This window comes from Lolliginicoccus suaedae, from assembly GCF_008312885.1.
GTDB lineage: Bacteria > Actinomycetota > Actinomycetes > Mycobacteriales > Mycobacteriaceae > Lolliginicoccus > Lolliginicoccus suaedae.
On sequence record NZ_VSSO01000002.1, the window covers coordinates 502,008 to 522,338 of the forward strand.

Below are 20,331 nucleotides of genomic sequence, written 5' to 3' on the forward strand. Positions count from 1 at the left end.
ATGTTTCCGATCACTCCGGCGCAGCACGGGATCTGGCTCGCGCAGCAGGTAGACCCCGACCTGCCGATCAGCATCGCCCAGTACCTCGAGATCATCGGCCACGTCGACGAGGACGTGCTCAACCGAACCATCCAGCTTGTCGTGGGCGAGGACGGGACCAACGCCACCCGCATCGTGGAGGTCGACGGCCAGGCCTGGCAGAAGACAGTTCCGTCGGGCGAGCTTGATCCCACGCTCGACTTCTCGGGCGAGGACGACCCGCACAAGGTCGCGCTCGACTGGATGCGCGCCGAGTACTCCTCCCCGCACGAGCTGCTCGATCATCGGCTGTGGGTATCACGCCTGATCAAGATCGGCGATGAGCACTACCTGTGGTACATGCGCGTTCATCACATCGCCGCTGACGGCTATGGGGCGCTCAATGTCATCAACCGCGGGGCCGAGGTCTACACGGCGCTCGCCGAGGGGCGCGAGCCAGCACCCTCCAAGATGGTCCCCACGCGCAAGATCGCCGAGCACGAGGCGAAGTACCCTGGTTCCGCTCGCTACGAGGCAGATCGCGAGTACTGGGCGTCCTTCCTGAAGGATGTGCCGGAGTCGGTCAGCCTCGCGGCGCGCTCGGCCCCGCCCCAGCCCACGGCCAGGGTGTGCGGCGCGGCGCCTGGCGAGGCATTGTCCGGGGCGCTCGACGCGGCCGCCAAGCACTACTCGGGATCGCACGCGCCCGTGGTGATCGCCGCGTTCGCTGCCTACCTCTCTCGCATGACGGGCCAGCACGAGGTCATGCTGAGCCTGCCCGTCACCGCGCGCACCACGGCGCTGATGCGCAAGTCCGGCGGCATGGTGTCCAACGTCGTGCCGCTGCGGCTCTCGGTGGACCCTGGCGTCAGCATCGGGGATCTCGCTGACGCGGTGCAGGTCCAGCTCTTCGGCGCGCTGAAGCATCAGCGCTTCCGGCACGAGGAGATGCGTCGCGCTACCGGTGCCGTCGCTGGCGGTCGTGGCTTCTTCGGCCCGATGGTCAACATCATGCTGTTCAAGCCGGACCTGCGTTTCGGCCCGAACACCTCTCGCGTGCATATCCTCACGACGGGTCCGGTCGAGGACCTCAGCCTGAACCTCTATCACGGCGGGGATGGCGGCGATGAGCTGCGCATCGACTTCGAGGCGAACCCGGCTCGCTACGATGCCCCGGAGCTGCGGCTCCAGCACGATCGGTTCCTGAGGTTCCTCGAGTCCTTCGCGGCGGCTGACCCCACCACCGATGTCAGCGATATCGCCATCATGAGCGATGCGGAGCTGCGGACCGTCCTCGCGGACTGGAATGACTCCGCGTTCAGCGTTCCAGCCGACGCGACCCTGGTCGGCCTGTTCAGCGAGCAGGCCGCGCGGACACCGGATGCGATCGCGGTAGTGTCGGGCAATGATCGGCTGACCTACGCGGAGTTCGCCTCGCGCGTGAATCGTCTTGCGCGGCACCTGATGACGCTCGGGGTTGGCCCGGAGGACCGGGTCGCTGTCGCGATGCGCCGATCAACGGACCTCATCGTCTCCCTGTATGCCGTGCTGCAGGCGGGCGGGGCCTATGTGCCCATCGACCCCGATCATCCTGCCGAGCGCACCGAGCATGTCCTCGAGTCCGCGCGCCCGGTATGCGTGCTGACCACGCACCGCGATGGCAGCGGTGGCTTCGGCGACCATGCGACGGTGTTCACCGATACGGTCGATCTCACCGTGTATCCGCCCGAGCCGGTGGTGGCTTCCGAGCTGCGGCGGCCGATGACCCCGGGCGCGGCGGCATATGTCATCTACACCTCGGGGTCGACGGGCCTGCCGAAGGGCGTCGAGGTCTCGCACCGCGCGATCGTCAACCAGGTCCTGTGGATGGCGGACGAGTATCGGTTCACCGCGCGTGATGTGGTGCTCCAGAAGACCCCCTTCACGTTCGACGTATCGGTGTGGGAACTGTTCGTCCCGCTGCTGACCGGCGGCAGGGTAGTGATCGCGCCACCGGACGCGCACCGTGATCCGGAGGAGCTCGCGGACCTGATCGCCACCGAGGGCGTCACGGCGACGTCGTTCGTCCCGTCGATGCTCGCCTTGTTCGTGTCGACGGCCGATCAGCGCAAGTGCCATCCATTGCGGGTGGTGTTCTCTGCCGGAGAGGCATTGTCGGGCGATGTTGCCGCGCGGTTCCGCGCATTCTCCGGGGCAGGGCTGCACAATCTCTACGGCCCGACCGAGGCAGCTGTCCACACCACCTACTGGGAGGTCAGCTCGCGCGATCAGGCATCCGTGCCGATCGGTCGCCCGGTGGGCAACACTGCTGTCTACGTGCTTGATCCGGCGCTGCGCCCGGTCCCGCCCGGCGCGCCCGGCGAGCTGTATATCGCCGGTGTCCAGCTGGCCCGGGGCTACTTCGGGCGAGCCGACCTCACCGCCGACCGGTTCGTCGCCAGCCCGTTCGGTGAGCCCGGTGAGCGGATGTACCGCTCGGGCGACCTCGTCCGGTGGCGCGCGGATGGCGGGATCGATTACCTGGGCCGCACGGACTTCCAGGTGAAGATCCGCGGCCAGCGGATCGAGCTCGGCGAGATCGAAGCGGTGCTGACGAAGCATCCAGCGATCGGGCAGGCCGCAGTGACAGTGCATTCCGGCGAGCTGGGGCAGCGGCTGGTCGCCTACGTCATCCCGGCCGCGGGATCGGATGCCGCGCCCGCCGACCTGTTGAGCTTCACGTCGCGCTCGCTGCCTAGCTACATGGTTCCCGACGTCGTGATGAAGCTCGACAGCTTCCCCCTCAACGTCAATGGCAAGCTCGATCGCAAGGCCCTGCCCGAGCCTGAATTCGGTAGCAGCAGCGGCGAGTTCGTTGCCCCCCGCACCCCGGCGGAGCAGGTCCTCGCCGATGTCGCCGCCGAGCTGCTCGGCGTTGGCCGGGTCAGCGTCGAGGAGTCCTTCTTCGCCCTCGGTGGCGACAGCATCATCGCGATGCAGTTCGTGTCACGGGCCAAGGCCGCGGGCCTGAGCTTCACCCCCCGGGATGTCTTCGAGCGGCCCACCATCGCCGAGCTCGCGGAGGTAGCCGTCGCATCGGGCTCCGGCCCCGCTCTCGCCGAGCTCGACGGCGGGGGCATCGGCACGGCCCCGCTGGTGCCGGTGATGCACTGGATGCTCGACCGCGGCGAGCACAAGCGCTTCAGCCAGGCTGTGATGCTCACGGCGCCCGAGGGCGCCACCAAGCGGCAGCTCGCGGATGTGCTGCAGGCTGTCCTCGATCATCATGATGGCTTGCGCGCGCGACTGACCGGCGACGGGCGCATCGAGCTGCAGCCGCGCGGCTCCGTGCGTGCCATCGATCTGATCTCCCGCGTGGACATCTCGGTGCCGTTCGATTCCGATGAGTTCGAGCGCGTGGCCGCCGAGCAGCTCGACGCAACGGCGGACAAGCTCGATCCGCGCGCGGGAGCGGTGCTGCGTTGCGCCTGGTTCCCCGCGGAGCAGGGAGCCGGCCGGATCCTCGTGGTGGCGCACCACCTCGTGGTCGATGGTGTGTCGTGGCGGATCATCGTCCCGGACCTCGCCACCGCCGCGGGCCAGCTCGCTGCGGGCCATGAGGTTGCCCTCGAGCCAGTAGGAACATCCTTCCGCAGGTGGGCCCACGCGCTCACCGAGGCTGCGAGCCGCGAGGAGATCCTCGGCGAGGCTGCTTTCTGGCGCGATGCATTGCGCGCCGGGGGCGACGGGCTCGGCGCCCGGCCATTCGATCCGGAACGCGACACGGCCGGCAGCGCGCAGCGGGTCGAGGTTGCCGTGGACCCGTCGATCACCGAGGCACTGATCACCGAGCTGCCCGTGCTGTACCGGGGGACGCCGCAGGATGCATTGCTCGCGGCGCTCGCTGTCGCGGTGAATGAATGGAAGAATCGCGAGACCCCTCTCGTGGTCACCGTGGAGGGGCATGGCCGCGAGGAGGATCTCGCCCCGGGGGCCGACCTCTCGCGCACCGTCGGATGGTTCACCAGTGTCTATCCGGTCCGGCTCGATCCAGGCCCGCGCGGCGCGGATGCGTCACGGATCCTCAAGAACGTCAAGCAGCAGCTCGCGGAGCTGCCCTCGCGCGGCGCGAGCTTCGGCCTGCTGCGGTACCTGAACCCCGAGACCCGGCAGATGCTCGAACCTGTCGCCATGCCGGAGATCAGCTTCAACTACCTCGGCCGCGTCTCTGTGGCGGAGATCCCCGAGGAAGCACGCCAGGCCGGATGGCTGCCGAGCGTGGAGGGAGCCCGCCACAACAGCACGGCGGACGACGGCATGGCCATGGCGGCCGCGCTCGACATCAATGCGATGGTCGAGCCGTCACCGGATGGCGCGGTGCTGCGCGCGACGTTCGACTACGCGCCCGGTGTCTTCACCAGGAAGGACATCGACGAGCTCACCGAGGCGTGGCTCTCGGCCCTCGCGCGCCTTGCCCAGCACGCGGCCTCTCCCGATGCCGGTGGGCTCACGCCGTCGGACATCCCGCTCGTGCCCGCCACGCAGAACCAGATCGAGAGCTGGGAAGGCCAGTACCCGGACCTCGTGGATGTGTGGCCGCTCTCGCCGCTGCAATCCGGGCTGCTGTTCCACGCGCTGCTGTCGGACCAGACAGTGGATGTCTACACCGCGCAGATCGTGCTGGACCTCGGTGGCACCGTCGATGCGGCACGGATGCGCGAGGCCTGCCAGGCGCTGGTGGACCGGTACCCGAGCCTGCGGGCCGCGTTCCTCCACGACGACTCGGGCAATGCGGTGCAGGTCGTTGTTGACAAGGCGCCGGTGCCGTGGCGGATCGCGGACATCACCGACTACCCGGAGCAGGTCCGCGACGAGAACCTGCGCAGCATCCTGCAGGATGAGCGGACCCGGCGCTTCGACATGGCCCGGCCGCCGCTGATCCGGTTCGCGCTCATCCAGGTCGACGAGGAGTCGTTCCGGCTGGCGATCACCAGCCACCACATCCTCATCGACGGCTGGTCGATGCCACTGCTCATCACCGACCTCATCTACCTGTATGTGGCGATGGGAACCACCGGTGATGCTCACCCAGCGGCGGGGCTGCCACGCACCCGCAGCTACCGCGATTTCCTCGCCTGGCTGGCCCAGCGCGATGCGAAGGCCTCGCGGGAGGCATGGCGGGAGGTGCTCGCTGGCCTCGACGAGCCGACGCTGCTCGCTCCGGTCGGCCACGCCTCGGCGGACGCGTCAGCTCCCGAGGAGGTCTCGCAGCCAGTTCCGTCGGCACTGACGGGGATGCTCGAGCGGCTCGCGCGCGAGCAGGGCGTCACCATGAACACGATCATCCAGGCAGCCTGGGGCATCGTGCTGTCCCGGCTGACCGGCCGGGACGATGTGGTGTTCGGCGCTACTGTCTCGGGGCGGCCGCCGCAGTTGTCCGGCGTCGAGAAGATGGTCGGCCTGTTCATCAACACGCTTCCTGTTCGTGTCCGCATCGCGGAGAAGGACACCATCACTGACCTGCTCGCACGCGTGCAGAACGAGCAGGCGGACCTGCTCGATCACCACTATGTCGGGCTGACCGATATCGAAGCCGTCGCCGGCCAGGCCGCGACCTTCGATACCCTCACGGTCTTCGAGTCGTACCCCGTCGATCGCGCGGGGCTGACCGCGGACACGGATCTCGCCGGGATGCGGCTGCACGATGTCGCGGTCAACGATGCGACCCATTATCCGTTCACCCTCGTCGCGCTGATGGATCCCGATCTGCGGCTCAACGCGAAGTTCCTTCCGGATGTGTTCTCCCGCGAGGACGTCGAGCGGGTCGTGGCACGGATCGTGCGCGTGCTCGAGGCGATGGCATCGAACGCCAGCGAACCCGTCGCGCGGGTATCCGTGCTCGAGGAATCCGAGGGGGAGCGCCTTGTCCCGGTGACGGGCAGGCCCGGCGAGCAACCACGGCTCCTGCCCGAGATCTTCGCCGCGTCGGCCAGCGAGGCGGCCGGCAGCCCCGCAGTGGTGATGGGGCAGCGCGAGCTGTCCTACGCCGATCTCGATGCGCGCTCGAACCAGCTTGCCCGCTACCTGATCCAGCGCGGAGTGACGCCTGAGTCGTTCGTTGCCCTCGGTGTCTCCCGCTCGATCGAATCGATCCTCGGTGTCTGGTCAGTGACCAAGTCCGGGGCAGCGTTCGTGCCAGTCGATCCGGACTATCCGCCCGAGCGCATCAGCCATATGGTGACCGACTCCGGCACCACCATTGGTCTCACGGTGGCCGCGCAACGAGCGGGGCTTCCCGAATCCGTCGAATGGATCATCCTCGACGCTCCCGAGCTCGAGGAGGAGCTCGCGGCACTGCCGTCCGGGCCGGTGTCGCGCCGCGAGATCCGCGGCGTGGTCACGCCCGCGACAACGGCCTACATGATCTACACCTCGGGCTCCACCGGCGTGCCCAAGGGCGTGGTGGTCACCCATCGCGGCCTCGCGAACTTCACCGAGGAGCAGCGCGAGCGGTACTCCGTCGGGCAGGGCTCGCGGGTGCTGCACTTCTCGTCCCCGAGCTTCGATGCCTCGGTCCTCGAGTACCTGATGGCGTTCGGCACCGGCGCCACGATGGTCATCGTCCCGCCCCGCATCTATGGCGGGGAGGAGCTCGCGGACATCATCCGTGCCCACCACGCCACGCACGCCTTCATCACCCCGGCGGCACTGTCCTCGGTGGATCCCTCCGGGCTCGACGACTTCGCGCATGTCTGCGCGGGCGGCGAGGCCGTGCCGGCTGATCTCGTGGCGCGCTGGGCGCCCGGTCGCCGGCTGTACAACGGCTACGGGCCCACGGAGACGACCATCATGGTCGCCATCTCCGATCCGATGGAGCCCGGCGAGACCGTCACCATCGGTGGGCCCATCCGCGGCACCCGGGCCGTGGTCCTTGACGCGCGGCTGCGCCCCGTTCCCGCCGGTGTTCCCGGCGAGCTCTATGTCGCGGGCCTCGGCGAGGCCCGCGGGTACCATTCCCGCGCCGCGCTCACCTCCGAGCGCTTCGTGGCGGACCCCTACGGCCCGGCGGGCGCGCGCATGTATCGCACCGGCGACCTCGTCCGCTGGGTCGAGCGGGGCACATCGGGCCTCCCCGAGATCGAGTACCTCGGCCGGACCGACTTCCAGGTGAAGGTTCGTGGCTTCCGCATCGAGCTCGGCGAGATCGATGCCGCGCTCGGCAAGCACGAGGCGGTCGAGTTCGCGGTGACGATCGGCCACACCGGCGAGAACAAGATCACCCGCTTGGTGTCGTACGTGAAGCTGGTGGCTGGTCCTGCCAGCGAGGGCGTCGATCCGGCCGCGCTCTCCGACTACCTCGCGCAGTCATTGCCCGCGCACATGGTGCCCTCCTCGATCATCGAGCTCGACGAGGTGCCGATGACGGTGAACGGCAAGCTCGACCGCAGCCGGCTCCCGGAGCCAGTGTTCGCTGGCAGCGGGGACGACTACCAGGCGCCCCGCTCGACCACCGAGGAAGCCGTCGCGGGGATCTTCGCCGACGTGCTCGGAGTGGACCAGGTGAGCGTATCCGCCAGCTTCTTCGAGCTCGGCGGCAACTCCCTGACCGCGACGAAGGTGATCGCCCGGGTCAACGCTGCCCTGAACTGCAAGCTCGGCGTTCGCGAGATCTTCGACGCCCCGACCATCGCGGAGCTGTCCGCGCGGGTCGATGAGCAGATCGACGCCAGCGGAACCGTCGAGCGGCCCAGGCTCGTCCCGCAGGAGCGCCCGGACCGGATCCCGCTGTCGCTCGCGCAGCAGCGCATCTGGTTCCTCAACCAGTTCGATCCCGAGTCGGCGGTGTACAACATCGTCTTCTCCGTGGCGCTCGAGGGCGTGCTCGACACGGCTGCGGTGCAGCAAGCGATGAACGATCTGCTCGACCGGCACGAGGCGCTGCGAACCATCTACCCGAGCAGCTCCGAGGGCCCGCACCAGGTGATCCTGCCTGCCGAGGACACATCCATCGAGCTTGTCCCGCAGCAGGTCTCCGGCGAGGAGCTGCACGAGCGGATCCGCGAGTTCGCCTCGCGCGGGTTCAACGTGTCCAAGGAGCTGCCGGTGCGCGCGGCACTGTTCCGCACAGCGCCGGAGTCGCACATGCTCGCGTTCAGCGCGCATCACATCGCGGCCGACGGTTCGTCCATGGCACCGCTCGCGCGCGATCTGATGGTCGCCTACCACGCCCGCAGCTCGGGCGCGGAGCCGGAGCTCGAGCCGTTGCCGGTGCAGTACGCGGACTTCGCGATCTGGCAGCGCGCTGTCCTCGGCGACGAGAACGATCCCGATAGCCTCCTGCACGCGCAGATCGAGTACTGGAAGCAGATGCTCGGCGGCGCGCCGTCCCTGCTGCCGCTGCCGACCGACAAGCCGCGGCCGCCCGAGCAGTCGCTGCGGGGGGCCACGCACACCATCACGATCCCCGCGAGCGTGCACCGCGATCTCGAGCAGCTCGCCCGCTCCCGCGGGGCCACGGTGTTCATGGTGAGCCATGCGGCGCTCGCGCTGCTGCTCGCCAGGCTGACGGGCAGCAGCGACATCTCGATCGGCACCCCCAACGCTGGCCGTGGCGAGGAGTCCCTCGACAACCTCGCGGGCATGTTCGTCAATACGCTGGTGCTGCGGGCGCACGTGGAGCCCGATCTCACCGTCGCCGAGCTGATCGATCAGCTGCGCGAGCGCGACCTCGCCGCGTTCAACAACGCCGACGTCCCGTTCGAGCGGCTCGTGGAGGTGCTCGGCGTGCCGCGCTCGGCGGATCACGCGCCGCTGTTCCAGGTGATGCTGTCCTTCCAGAACACCGATCCGGTGCAGCTCGCGCTGCCGGGGCTCGACGTGACGATCGCGCCGCTCGACATCAGCACCGCGAAGTTCGACATCACCTTCACCCTGACCGAGCATCACACCCCGGACGGCGAGCCCGACGGGATCACCGCCTCGCTGACCTACGCCACGGACCTGTTCGAGCGGGACACGATCGAGCGCTACGCCGACCGGTTCGAGCGGATCCTCTCCTCGGTACGGCACGAGGCCGGTACCGCCATCGGCGACATCGAGATCCTCAGCGACCAGGAGCAGGCGATCTTCGCGCCGCAGAAGCAGCAGGACGATTCCGCGCTGCGGGTGCACAGCATCTTCGCTGCCGCGGCTGCCGAGACGCCGGGCGCCATCGTGTTCTCCTCGGGCGGCACCGAGGTGACCTACGCCGATGTCATGGCGCGCGCCCGGGAGCTCGGGCAGCGACTCGGGCGGCATGAGATCAGCAAGGACAGCGTCCTTGCCCTCGCTCTGCTGACCTTCGCGTCCGGCCTGCTCGACGAGGCCTCCGCGTCGGGCCTGATGGATCGCCTCCTGCCGGCCCTCGAAGGAGGCAGCGGTGGCGCCGAGGCATCCCGCATCGCGTCCGGCGAGATCGCCGGGCTCGACCTCATCAGCGCTCTCGGCGAGGCCGCCGATCCTGGCTGGGCCAATGGTGTCGGCGGATGGAACGACACCGACTACTGGATCCCCGACACCACCCTGGTGACGCTGTTCGACGAGCAGGTCCGGCGCACGCCTGGCGAGGTAGCTGTCGTCTACGAGCGCAAGCAGCTCACCTATGCGGAGTTCGACGCGTGGGTAAACCGCCTCGCCCGCAAGCTGATCGCCCTGGGCGTGGGCCCGGAATCGCGGGTGGCGCTGGTCATGCGCCGCTCGATGGAGATGCTCGCGGGCATGTACGCGATCGCCAAGGCTGGCGGCGCCTACGTGCCCGTGGATCCCGACCATCCCGCTGACCGCTCGGCCTGGGTGCTGGAAGCATCGGATCCAGTGTGCGTGCTGACCACGAGCCGCGACCGCGTGGGCGAGCTCGTCGGCGCGAGCACGATCGAGATCGACAAGCTCGACCTCGAGGGCGTCAGCGATGCACCGATCACCGACGATGAGCGCATCGTGCCACTGCGCCCGGACAACGCCGCCTACGTGTTGTTCACCTCGGGCTCCACCGGCCGCCCCAAGGGTGTGGTGGTCAGCCACCGCGCTGTTGTCAACCAGGCAAAGTTCAAGCAGCATCTTCTCCAGCTGACGCCGAAGGACGTGGTGCTGCAGAAGACGCCTTTCACCTTCGACGCGTCCTTCCGAGAGCTCTGGATTCCGCTGTTCGCCGGTGCTCGCATCGTGATCGCGCAGCCCGAGGGGCATCGGGACGCGGACTACCTCGCCTCGATCATCCGCGAGCATGGCGTGACCTACACCCACTTCGTGCCGTCGATGCTCAGCACCTTCATGATGGGCACCGACCCGGCGGCGCTCGAGTCATTCCGCGCCCTGACATGCGGTGGCGAAGGGCTGAACGTCGAGACCGCGCGCCAGACGCGCAGGCTGACGGATGCGGAGATCTTCCACACGTACGGCCCCACCGAGGTCGGCGTATCCGCGACCGCGCACAAGTGGTCCGAGGAAGACGATGTGTATGTCATCCCCATCGGCGGACCGATCTGGAACACCAACGGATTCGTGCTCGATGGCCGCCTGCGGCCCGTCCCGGTGGGTGTCGTGGGAGAGCTCTATCTCGCGGGCGACATGCTCGCGCGCGGCTACATCGGTCGCCCGGACCTGAGCGCGGACCGATTCGTCGCGAACCCGCACGGAGCGCCGGGGGAGCGCATGTACCGCACCGGCGACCTGGTGCGCTGGACGAAGAACGGCGAGTACGAATACATCGGGCGCTCGGACTTCCAGGTGAAGCTGCGGGGGCTGCGCATCGAGCTCGGCGAGATCGAAGCGGCCCTGCGGAACCATCCGAGCATCACCCAGTCGGCCGCGATGGTGTACAGCGATCCGGTCAGCGGTGACCAGCTCGTCGCCTACGTGACCCCCGAGTCCGGCGCCGAGGTCGACGTCGATGAGCTGCGCAAGGCGATCAGCAAGGTGCTGCCGGAGTACATGGTGCCCCGCGCGATCACCGTCCTCGACGAGTTCCCGCTCAACATCAACGGCAAGCTCGACCGCAAGGCCCTGCCAGCCCCGAGCCTGAGCAGCACCACGACGGCGTTCCAGGACCCGTCCGGCCCGGTCGAGGAGATCATCGCCGGGATCTTCAGCGAGGTCACCGGCGTCACGCGGATCAGTGCCACCGATTCGTTCTTCGACATCGGCGGCAACTCGCTGAGCGCCACGCTGGTCATCTCGCGGATCAACGAGGCATTCGGCTCGGACCTCGGGGTGCGCGACATCTTCGAGAACCCGGGCGTGGCGGCGCTCGCCACGCTGGTCGAGCACGAGGGCGCGCGCCTTCCGTCGCGCCCGCCGCTCGAACCGGTCACGCGGCCCGCACGGATCCCGCTGTCGCTCGCGCAGCAGCGCATGTGGTTCATCAACCAGTTCGATACCGCCTCGGCGGCCTACAACATGCCGCTGATGCTGCGCCTGTCGGGCAAGCTGTATGTCTCGGCGCTGCAAGAAGCAATCCACGATGTGGCCGGGCGCCATGAATCGCTGCGCACGGTCTACCCCCGGGTCGGCGACGGCCCCGTCCAGGTGATCCTGCCGGTATCCGATGTCGACACCGACATCAGTCCGATCGACGTCACCGAGGACGATCTGCACGAGCACCTGTTCGAGTTCGCCTCGCGCGGATTCGACGTCACCGAGGTCCCGCCGCTGCGCGGGGCACTGTTCCGCCTCGCGCCCGAGGAACATGTGTTCGTCATGGTGGTCCACCACATCGCCGCCGATGGAGTGTCGCTGCGGCCGCTGGCCACCGACCTCGTCGCGGCGTACCTGGCCCGGCGCGACGGCGACACCCCGCAGTGGGAGCCGCTGAAGGTGCAGTACGCCGACTACGCGATCTGGCAGCGCACGCTGCTCGGCGACGAGAACGATCCCGAGTCGCTCGCGGCCCGGCAGATCGCGTTCTGGACCGAGGCGCTCGCCGGCATCCCCGAGCTGCTCGAGCTGCCCACCGACCGGCCACGGCCGGCACGGCCTTCGATGCAGGGCGCGCGGTACTTCTTCGGCATCGATGGCGACCTGCAGCAGAAGCTGCTCGGCGTCGCCCGCGAGAACCGGTCGACCCTGTTCATGGTCGTCCACGCCGCTTTCGCAGCGCTGCTGTCGCGGTTGTCCGGCGAGGACGACATCACCATCGGCACACCCATCGCCGGTCGCGGCGAGCGGGCGCTCGACCCTCTCGTCGGCATGTTCGTCAACACCCTGGTGCTGCGGTCCCCGGTGGAGCGCAGCGGCAGCTTCGCCGACCTCCTTACCAGCGTGCGCGAGCGTGACCTCAGCGCGTTCACCCACACCGACGTGCCATTCGAGCGGCTCGTCGAGGTGCTCAACCCCGGCCGCTCGACCGCGCACAGCCCGCTGTTCCAGGTGGTGCTGTCCTTCCGCAACCAGGACGAGGCGAAGGTCGAGCTGCCCGGCTTGACGGTCAGCTCGGGAGCGGTGGACGTCTCGCTCGCGAAGTTCGACCTGCAGCTGAACCTGACCGAGCTGTGGGACGAGACGGGCGCGCCCGCGGGCATCGATGCTTCGTTCGAGTACGCCACCGACCTGTTCGACGAGTCGACAGTGGCATCGTTCGCGCAGCGCTTCCTGCGGCTGCTTGGCGCGGTGATCGCTGATCCCGCGCGGCCGATCGGCGATATCGACCTGCTCGACAGCGCGGAGCGCAGCGAGCTCGTGCCCGTGCGCGGGCCCCAGGCTCCGGAGCCCTCCACGCTGCGGGACATCCTGATCGGCTCGGCCAGCGAGTTCGCGGACCGCCCCGCGATCATCGACCCGGCAACGACACTGTCCTACCAGGAGCTCGACGAGTCCTCGTCGCGGCTTGCCCGCGTCCTCATCGGCAGGGGAGTCGGCACCGAGTCCATCGTCGCGCTCGCGATGTCGCGCGGCGTCGAGCTGCTCACCGCCATCTGGGCCGTCGCCAAGGCTGGCGGCGCTTTCGTGCCCGTGGATCCCTCCTACCCCGCGGACCGCATCGCGCACATGTGCGTCGATTCCGGCGCGGTGCTCGGGCTGACCGTGGGCGCGGAGATCGAGGGCCTGCCCGGCACGCTCGACTGGAACGCCATCGATGCCGAGGCGTTCGCCAGCGAGCTCGCGCAGCAGCCGTCCGGGCCCGTGGCTGCCAGCGAGCTGCTGCGTCCGGTCGCGGTCGCCAACGTGGCCTACATGATCTACACCTCGGGCTCCACCGGCTTGCCCAAGGGCGTCGTCGTCACCCATCGCGGAATCGCGAACTTCGTCCGCGAGCAGCGCGAGCGCTTCGGCGTCACGCCGGAGAGCCGTGTCCTGGGCTTGTCGTCCCCGAGCTTCGACGCGTCGATCTTCGAGTACCTGATGTCGTTCGGCCTCGGCGCCTCGCTCGTCGTCGTCCCGCCAGGGGTGTACGGCGGTGAGCAGCTGCGCGACGTGATCCGCGAGCATGGCGCCACGCACGGCTTCATCACCCCCGCCGCGCTGGCATCGGTGCCGCTCGACGGTCTCGAGACGTATGCCGACGTGTCCGTCGGTGGCGAGGCAGTTCCCGCCGATCTCGTCACCCGGTACGGCACGGACCGCAATCTCTACAACGGTTACGGGCCCACCGAGACCACCGTGATGATCGCGATGAGCGATCCGCTGCGGCCCGGCGAGCGCGTCGTGATCGGTGAGCCGGTCCACGGCACGGAGCTGATGGTCCTCGACTCGCGGCTGCAACCGGTCCCGTTCGGTGTCGCTGGCGAGCTGTACGCCAGTGGCGAGGGCGTTGCCCGTGGATACCACGCCAGGCCAGGATTGACGGCCGACAGGTTCGTTGCCCGGCCGCATGGCAAGCCTGGTGCGCGCATGTATCGCACCGGCGACCTCGTCCGCTGGGTGCGCGATGAGTCCGGCAAGCCCGTGGTGGAGTACCTCGGCCGCACCGACTTCCAGGTGAAGGTCCGTGGACTGCGCATCGAGCTCGGCGAGATCGAGGCAGCACTGGCCCGCCACGAGGACATCGCCCAGGTAGCGGTGCTCGTCAATCGCGATGATGTCGTCGGCGATGCCATCGTCGCCTATGTCGTTGCCACCTCGGGCGCGCGCATCGACGTGGAGCAGTTGAAGGACTTCGCCGGGGAATCGCTGCCGGCCTACATGGTCCCGCAGCTCGTCATGGTGCTCGACGAGCTGCCCATGACGGTGAACGGCAAGCTCGACCGCCGTGCTCTGCCGGAGCCGGATCTCTCGCTGCTGCACACCGAGTTCCGGGCGCCCTCCACGCCGATCGAGGAGATCATCGCCGGTATCTTCGGCGAGGTCGTCGGCCAGGACCGGGTCGGTGTCGACGAGAGCTTCTTCGACATCGGCGGCAACTCGCTCTCCGCCACCCGGGTCACCGCGCGGGTCTCGGACGCGACCGGCAAGCACATCGCCGTGCGCGATCTGTTCGATGCACCCACAGTTGCGGAGCTCGCGGCGCTCGTCGAATCCTCCGCGGAGGAGTCCGGCGGCCCCCGGCCGCCCCTGGTGCCGCAGCGCCACGACGGCCCGGCTCCGGTCTCCCAGGCCCAGTCCCGGATGTGGTTCATCAACCAGCTCGACACCGCGTCACCGGGCTACAACATCCCACTCGCGCTGCGGCTCTCCGGCAACCTCGACGTCGCTGCCCTGCGGCAGGCGCTCGCCGACGTCGTCGCCCGCCACCAGGTGCTGCGCACCGTGTTCCCCGATAGCGGGGACGGGCCCGTCCAGGTGGTCATCCCGATGCGCGATGTTCCCATCGACCTCGAGCCCGTCGTCGTCGCGAACGAGGACGAGCTGCGCGAGCACGTGCTCGATGTGGCCCGCACCGGCTTCGACGTCGCCGAGGACCTGCCGATCCGCGTGGCGCTGCTCGATGCCACAGCGGGCGGCGACGTTCCCGAGCACATGCTCGTCGTCGTCGTGCATCACATCGCGGCGGACGGCGAATCCATGGCCCCGCTCGCTCGCGACATCATGGTCGCCTACACGGCCCGGGCCGAAGGGGCCGAGCCTGGCTGGTCCCCGCTGCCCGTGCAATACAGCGACTTCGCTCTCTGGCAGCGCGAGATGCTCGGCGACGAGCAGGACCCCGCCTCGCTCGCGGCCCGGCAGCTCGGCTACTGGACCGAGGCCCTCGCCGATCTGCCCGAGCTCGTGGAGCTGCCCGCCGACCGGCCCCGGCCAGCGGTGGCGTCGCTGCGCGGCGCGAACCACGAGATGAGCATCAGCGAGGACCTGCACCGGCGCATCGTCCGCCTGGCCCGCGAGCATGGCTCGACCCCGTTCATGGTCTTCCATGCCGGGCTGGCGGCGTTGCTCGCCAGGCTCAGCGGAACGACCGACATCCCGATCGGCACCCCGGTCGCCGGACGTGGCGAGCGGGCGCTCGAGGATCTCGTCGGCATGTTCGTCAACACCCTCGTCCTGCGCGCCGATGCGCGTGGCGACCTGGCGTTCGCCGAGCTGCTCGAGGATGTCCGCAAGACCGACATCGCGGCGTTCACCCACACCGATGTGCCGTTCGAGCGGCTCGTCGAGGTGCTCAACCCGGCGCGGTCCCGCGCGCACGCGCCACTGTTCCAGGTGATGCTCGCGTTCCAGAGCGGCTCGGCCCCCGCGATCGAACTGCCCGGCCTGACCGTCGCTCCGCTCGAGACCGACAATGGTGTCGCCAAGTTCGACCTCCACGTCACGGTGATCGATCAGCGCGACGAGCGGGGCGCCCCGGCCGGGGCGAGGCTCATCCTCACCTATGCCACCGATCTGTTCGATGAATCGACGATCGCGGCGTTCGGCCGCCGATTGACCACGCTGCTCGATGCGGTAACGGCTGATCCGCGACTGCGCGTCGGTGACGTGGACCTGCTCGATAGCGCGGAGCGGGATCGCGTGCTCACCGAATGGAACTCGGGCGCGATCGAGCTTCCGAGCGCCGATCTCGACAGCACCATCCCGGACCTGTTCGACCAGCAGGTAGTGCGCGTCCCCGACCAGGTCGCGATCAGCGTGCCGGGAGGGGAGCAGCTCACCTATGCGGAGTTCGACGCCCGCGCCAACCAGCTCGCCCGGCTGCTGATCGAGCAGGGCGTTGGTCCCGAGTCGCGGATCGCCGTGCACATGCGCCGGTCACCGGACATGGTGGTGGCGACCTACGCCATCCTCAAGGCAGGCGGCGCGTACGTCCCGATCGATCCCGACTACCCGATCGACCGCAAGTCGTTCGTGCTGGACTCCGCGAGCCCGGTGTGCCTGATCACCACGTCCGCGGACGCGCCGGAGATGGACTTCGACGGCACCCTCATCGTGCTCGATGACGTTGATCTCGCGGCGTACGACGACCGGCCGGTGCGAGCTGCTGGCAGGCGTGGCCCGCTGGCAGCCGACAACGCGGCCTACATCATCTACACCTCAGGGTCGACGGGCCAGCCGAAGGGCGTGCAGGTCACCCATCGCAACACGATCAACCAGTCGCTCTGGGTCGCGAAGCAGTACGGGATCACCGAGTCCGACGTGGTCCTGCAGAAGACGCCCTACACGTTCGATGTGTCAGTGTGGGAGTTGTTCACCCCGCTGCTGACCGGCGCGACGATGTGCGTGCCCGCGCCGGACGCGCACCGTGATCCGGATGTCCTCGTCGACATCGTGGAGAGCGAGAAGGTCACGGCAACGTCGTTCGTGCCCTCGGTGCTCGCCGTGTTCACCGCGGCCGCGGACAGCGAGAAGCTGCGAACGCTGCGTGTCGTCCTCTCGGCCGGCGAGGCACTGCCCGCCGAGACGAAGGAACGGTTCGACGCTATCCGGCCGAACGCGCTGCACAACCTGTACGGCCCCACCGAGACCACCGTGCATGTCACCTTCTGGGACGGGGTGGGCTTCGAGGGCGCAGCTCCGCCGATCGGCCGCCCGGTCTCGAACTCGGATGCCTTCGTGCTCGATTCCCGGCTGCATCCGGTGCCGCCGGGAGTTCCCGGTGAGCTCTACATCAGTGGTGACCAGCTTGCCCGCGGCTACTTCGGCCGCGCTGATCTCACAGCCGACCGGTTCGTCGCCTGCCCCTTCGGCGGGCCCGGCGAGCGCATGTACCGCACCGGCGATCTCGTCCGGTGGGCCCCCGACGGCAACCTCGTCTACCTCGGGCGCACGGACTTCCAGGTGAAGGTGCGCGGCCAGCGCATCGAGCTCGGCGAGATCGAAGCGGTCCTCGCCGGCCACCCCGCGGTCGAGCGCGCCACGGTCCTCGTCCACGAGGGCGAGGCCGGCCAGCGGCTCGTCGCCTATGTCATTCCCGCGGATGGCCAGGAACCCGGCCCCGCGGAGCTCCGGGACCATGCGGGCGCTTCACTGCCGCGCTACATGGTGCCGGATGTGGTGATGACTCTCGACGAGTTCCCGCTCACGGCAAACGGCAAGCTCGACCGCAAGGCGCTGCCGAAGCCCGAGATCGTGGCGTCGAGCGGCGATTTCGTCGCCCCGCGCGACCCCGTCGAGGAAGCCATCGCGAGCGTCTTCGCGGACCTGCTCGGGGTGCCCCGCGTGGGTGCGCACGAGGAGTTCTTCGAGCTCGGTGGCACATCCCTCGCCGCGATGAAGGCCGTGGCGCGGCTCAGCACCACGCTCGGCGTCAAGGTCCGGGTACAGGACCTGTTCGACGAGCCCACCGTCTCCGGGCTCGCCACGAGGCTCGAGCATGCCCAGACCCATGCGACGGGCCGCCCGCGCCTCGAGCCGGTCCGCCCGCGCCCCGAGCACATCCCCCTCTCGCTCGCCCAGCAGCGCATGTGGCTGATCAACCGGATCGATCCCGGTTCGGCGGCCTACAACATGCCGCTCGTTGTACGCCTCGAGGGGGACCTCGATGCCGCGGCCCTGCAGGCCGCGGTGGTCGATGTGCTCGAGCGGCATGAGTCGCTGCGCACGCGCTTCCCCGATTCGGACGAGGGCCCGCGCCAGGTGATCGTCCCGGCCCACGAGGTGCCGATCGATCTCTCGCCGGTCGACGTCAGCGCCGCTGACGTCGTGCAGAAGGTCACCGACATCGCCATGGCCGGGTTCGACGTCACCAAGGCCGTGCCGGTCCGCAGCGCATTGTTCCGCATCAGCGACACCGAGCATGTGCTCGCGATGATCGTCCACCACATCATCGGTGACGGTGAATCCATGACGCCGATGGCGCGGGATGTGATGGTGGCCTACGCGGCACGCTCCAGCGGGGACGTGCCCGGCTGGGCGCCGCTCGAGGTCCAGTACGCCGACTTCGCGATCTGGCAGCGCAAGGTGCTCGGCGACCCCGCCGACGCGGATTCGCTGGCCGCCGAGCAGATCGAGTTCTGGAAGAAGTCGCTCGCGGGATTGCCGGAGCTGCTCGACCTGCCCACCGACCGGCCGCGTCCCGCGGTGGCTGGGCCGGAGGCGGGTCACGTCAGCTTCAGCCTCAGCGCCGAGGAGCACCGCGCGCTCAGCGGTATCGCCGCCGAGCAGGGCGTCTCGCTGTTCATGGTGCTGCACGCGGTCTTCGCGACCGCTCTCGCGCGGATCACCGGGACCAGCGACATCGCCATCGGCTCGCCTGTCGCGGGCCGCGGCGAAGCAGCGCTCGATGATCTGATCGGCATGTTCGTCAACACCCTGGTGCTGCGCACCGAGGTGGACCAGGACGAGAAGTTCAGCGATCTCCTCACCGATGTCCGGGCGACGGACCTGCAAGCGTTCGAGCATGCCGATGTGCCGTTCGAGGAGCTCGTCGAAGCGCTCAAGCAGCAGCGCACCGCGGCGCACGCGCCGCTCGTGCAGGTGCTGATGACGCTGCAGAACCCCCAGCAGCGCACGCTCGAGCTGCCCGGCCTGCGGGTGACCCCGCTCGACCGCGGGCCAGGGTCGGCGAAGTTCGACCTGATGCTCACCCTCGAGCAGAAGTTCGACGGCGCCGAGCCCGCCGGCATCGCGGCGGGGCTCGTCTACCGCAGTGACATCTTCGACGAATCGACCGCGACGATGTTCGGCCGACGGATCGCGCGCGTCGCGGCTGCGGTCACCACGGATCCCGAGGTCGTCGTGGGCGATATCGACGTCCTCGACGCAGCGGAAAGGGAACAGTTGACCAGGGCCACCAAGGAGGCTGAGGAACCGAAGGTGATAGCACAGACCCCGGGAGTCGTACGAAGCGCTGTTCCGGAAGCGCAGATCCAGGCACTGCCCCAGCTGTTCCTCGCAGCGGTGGAGGCCAACCCCACCGGGACCGCGATCATCGATGGCGAGAAGTCGGTCACGTGGCTCAACCTGGACAAGCGGTCGTCGCGCCTGGCGCGCCTGCTGATCGCCAAGGGCATCGGCCCGGAGGACTTCGTGGCGGTCGGCGTTGCCCGATCGATCCAGTCGATGGTCGCGATCTGGGCGGTCGCCAAGACCGGTGCAGCCTTCGTCCCCGTGGACCCGGTCTATCCGCATGACCGGATCAGCCACATCCTCGATGACTCCACCGCGCGGGTCGGCGTGACCAACAAGGCCGAGCACGAGAAGTTCGCGGCCGCTGGACCTGGCGTCGACTGGGTCGTCATGGATGCCGATGACACCAAGGCCACGCTGAAGCAGACCCCGCCAGCGCCGATCTCCTACTTCGACCGGATCACCCCGCTGCGCCCCGAGAACGTGGCGTACATGATCTACACCTCCGGATCGACCGGCAAGCCCAAGGGCGTCGCCGTCACCCACACCGGCCTGGCGAACCTCGTCGCCGAGTACCGCGAGCGCTTCCACCTCACGCAGGATTCCCGCACGCTGCACTTCGCGTCACCGAGCTTCGACGCCTCCGTGCTCGAGTACCTGATCGCCATCGCCGCGAGCTCGACGATGGTCATCAGCCCGCCCGGGGAGATCTACGGCGGCACGGAGCTCGCGGACCTTATCCGCGAGCACGGCGTGACCACCGCCTTCATCACGCCGGCCGCCCTGGCCACGGTGCCGCCCGAGGGGCTCGACACTTTTGTCGATGTCCTGCCCGGCGGCGAGGCCGTCTCCGCCGAGCTCGTCGAGCAGTGGTCCGCGCCCGGCCGCCGGATGCACAACATCTACGGCCCCACCGAGACCACCATCTGCGTCACCGCTGGCGCGCTGCACGCAGGGGACCCCGTGCGTCTCGGGCCCCCGCTGCGCGGCGTGCTCGCCATGGTCCTCGACCAGCGGCTGCGCCCGGTGCCCCCCGGCACGCCCGGGGAGCTCTACATCGCCGGCCCGCAGGTCTCCCGCGGCTACCACAACCGCTTCGCCCTCACCGCGGACCGGTTCGTGGCATGCCCCTTCAACGAGCCGGGCCAG

General features: G+C 68.9%; 1 protein-coding gene (cut by a window edge). It reads left to right on the top strand.

Features of this window, described 5'->3' with window-relative positions:
• Positions 1-20,331 carry the 5' portion of a non-ribosomal peptide synthase/polyketide synthase gene (locus FXO18_RS08025; RefSeq protein ID WP_149360546.1) on the top strand. Its footprint extends 13,140 nt past the window's final position, so only the first 20,331 of its 33,471 coding nucleotides appear in the window; it begins with the start codon at positions 1-3; its stop codon lies off the right edge, out of view.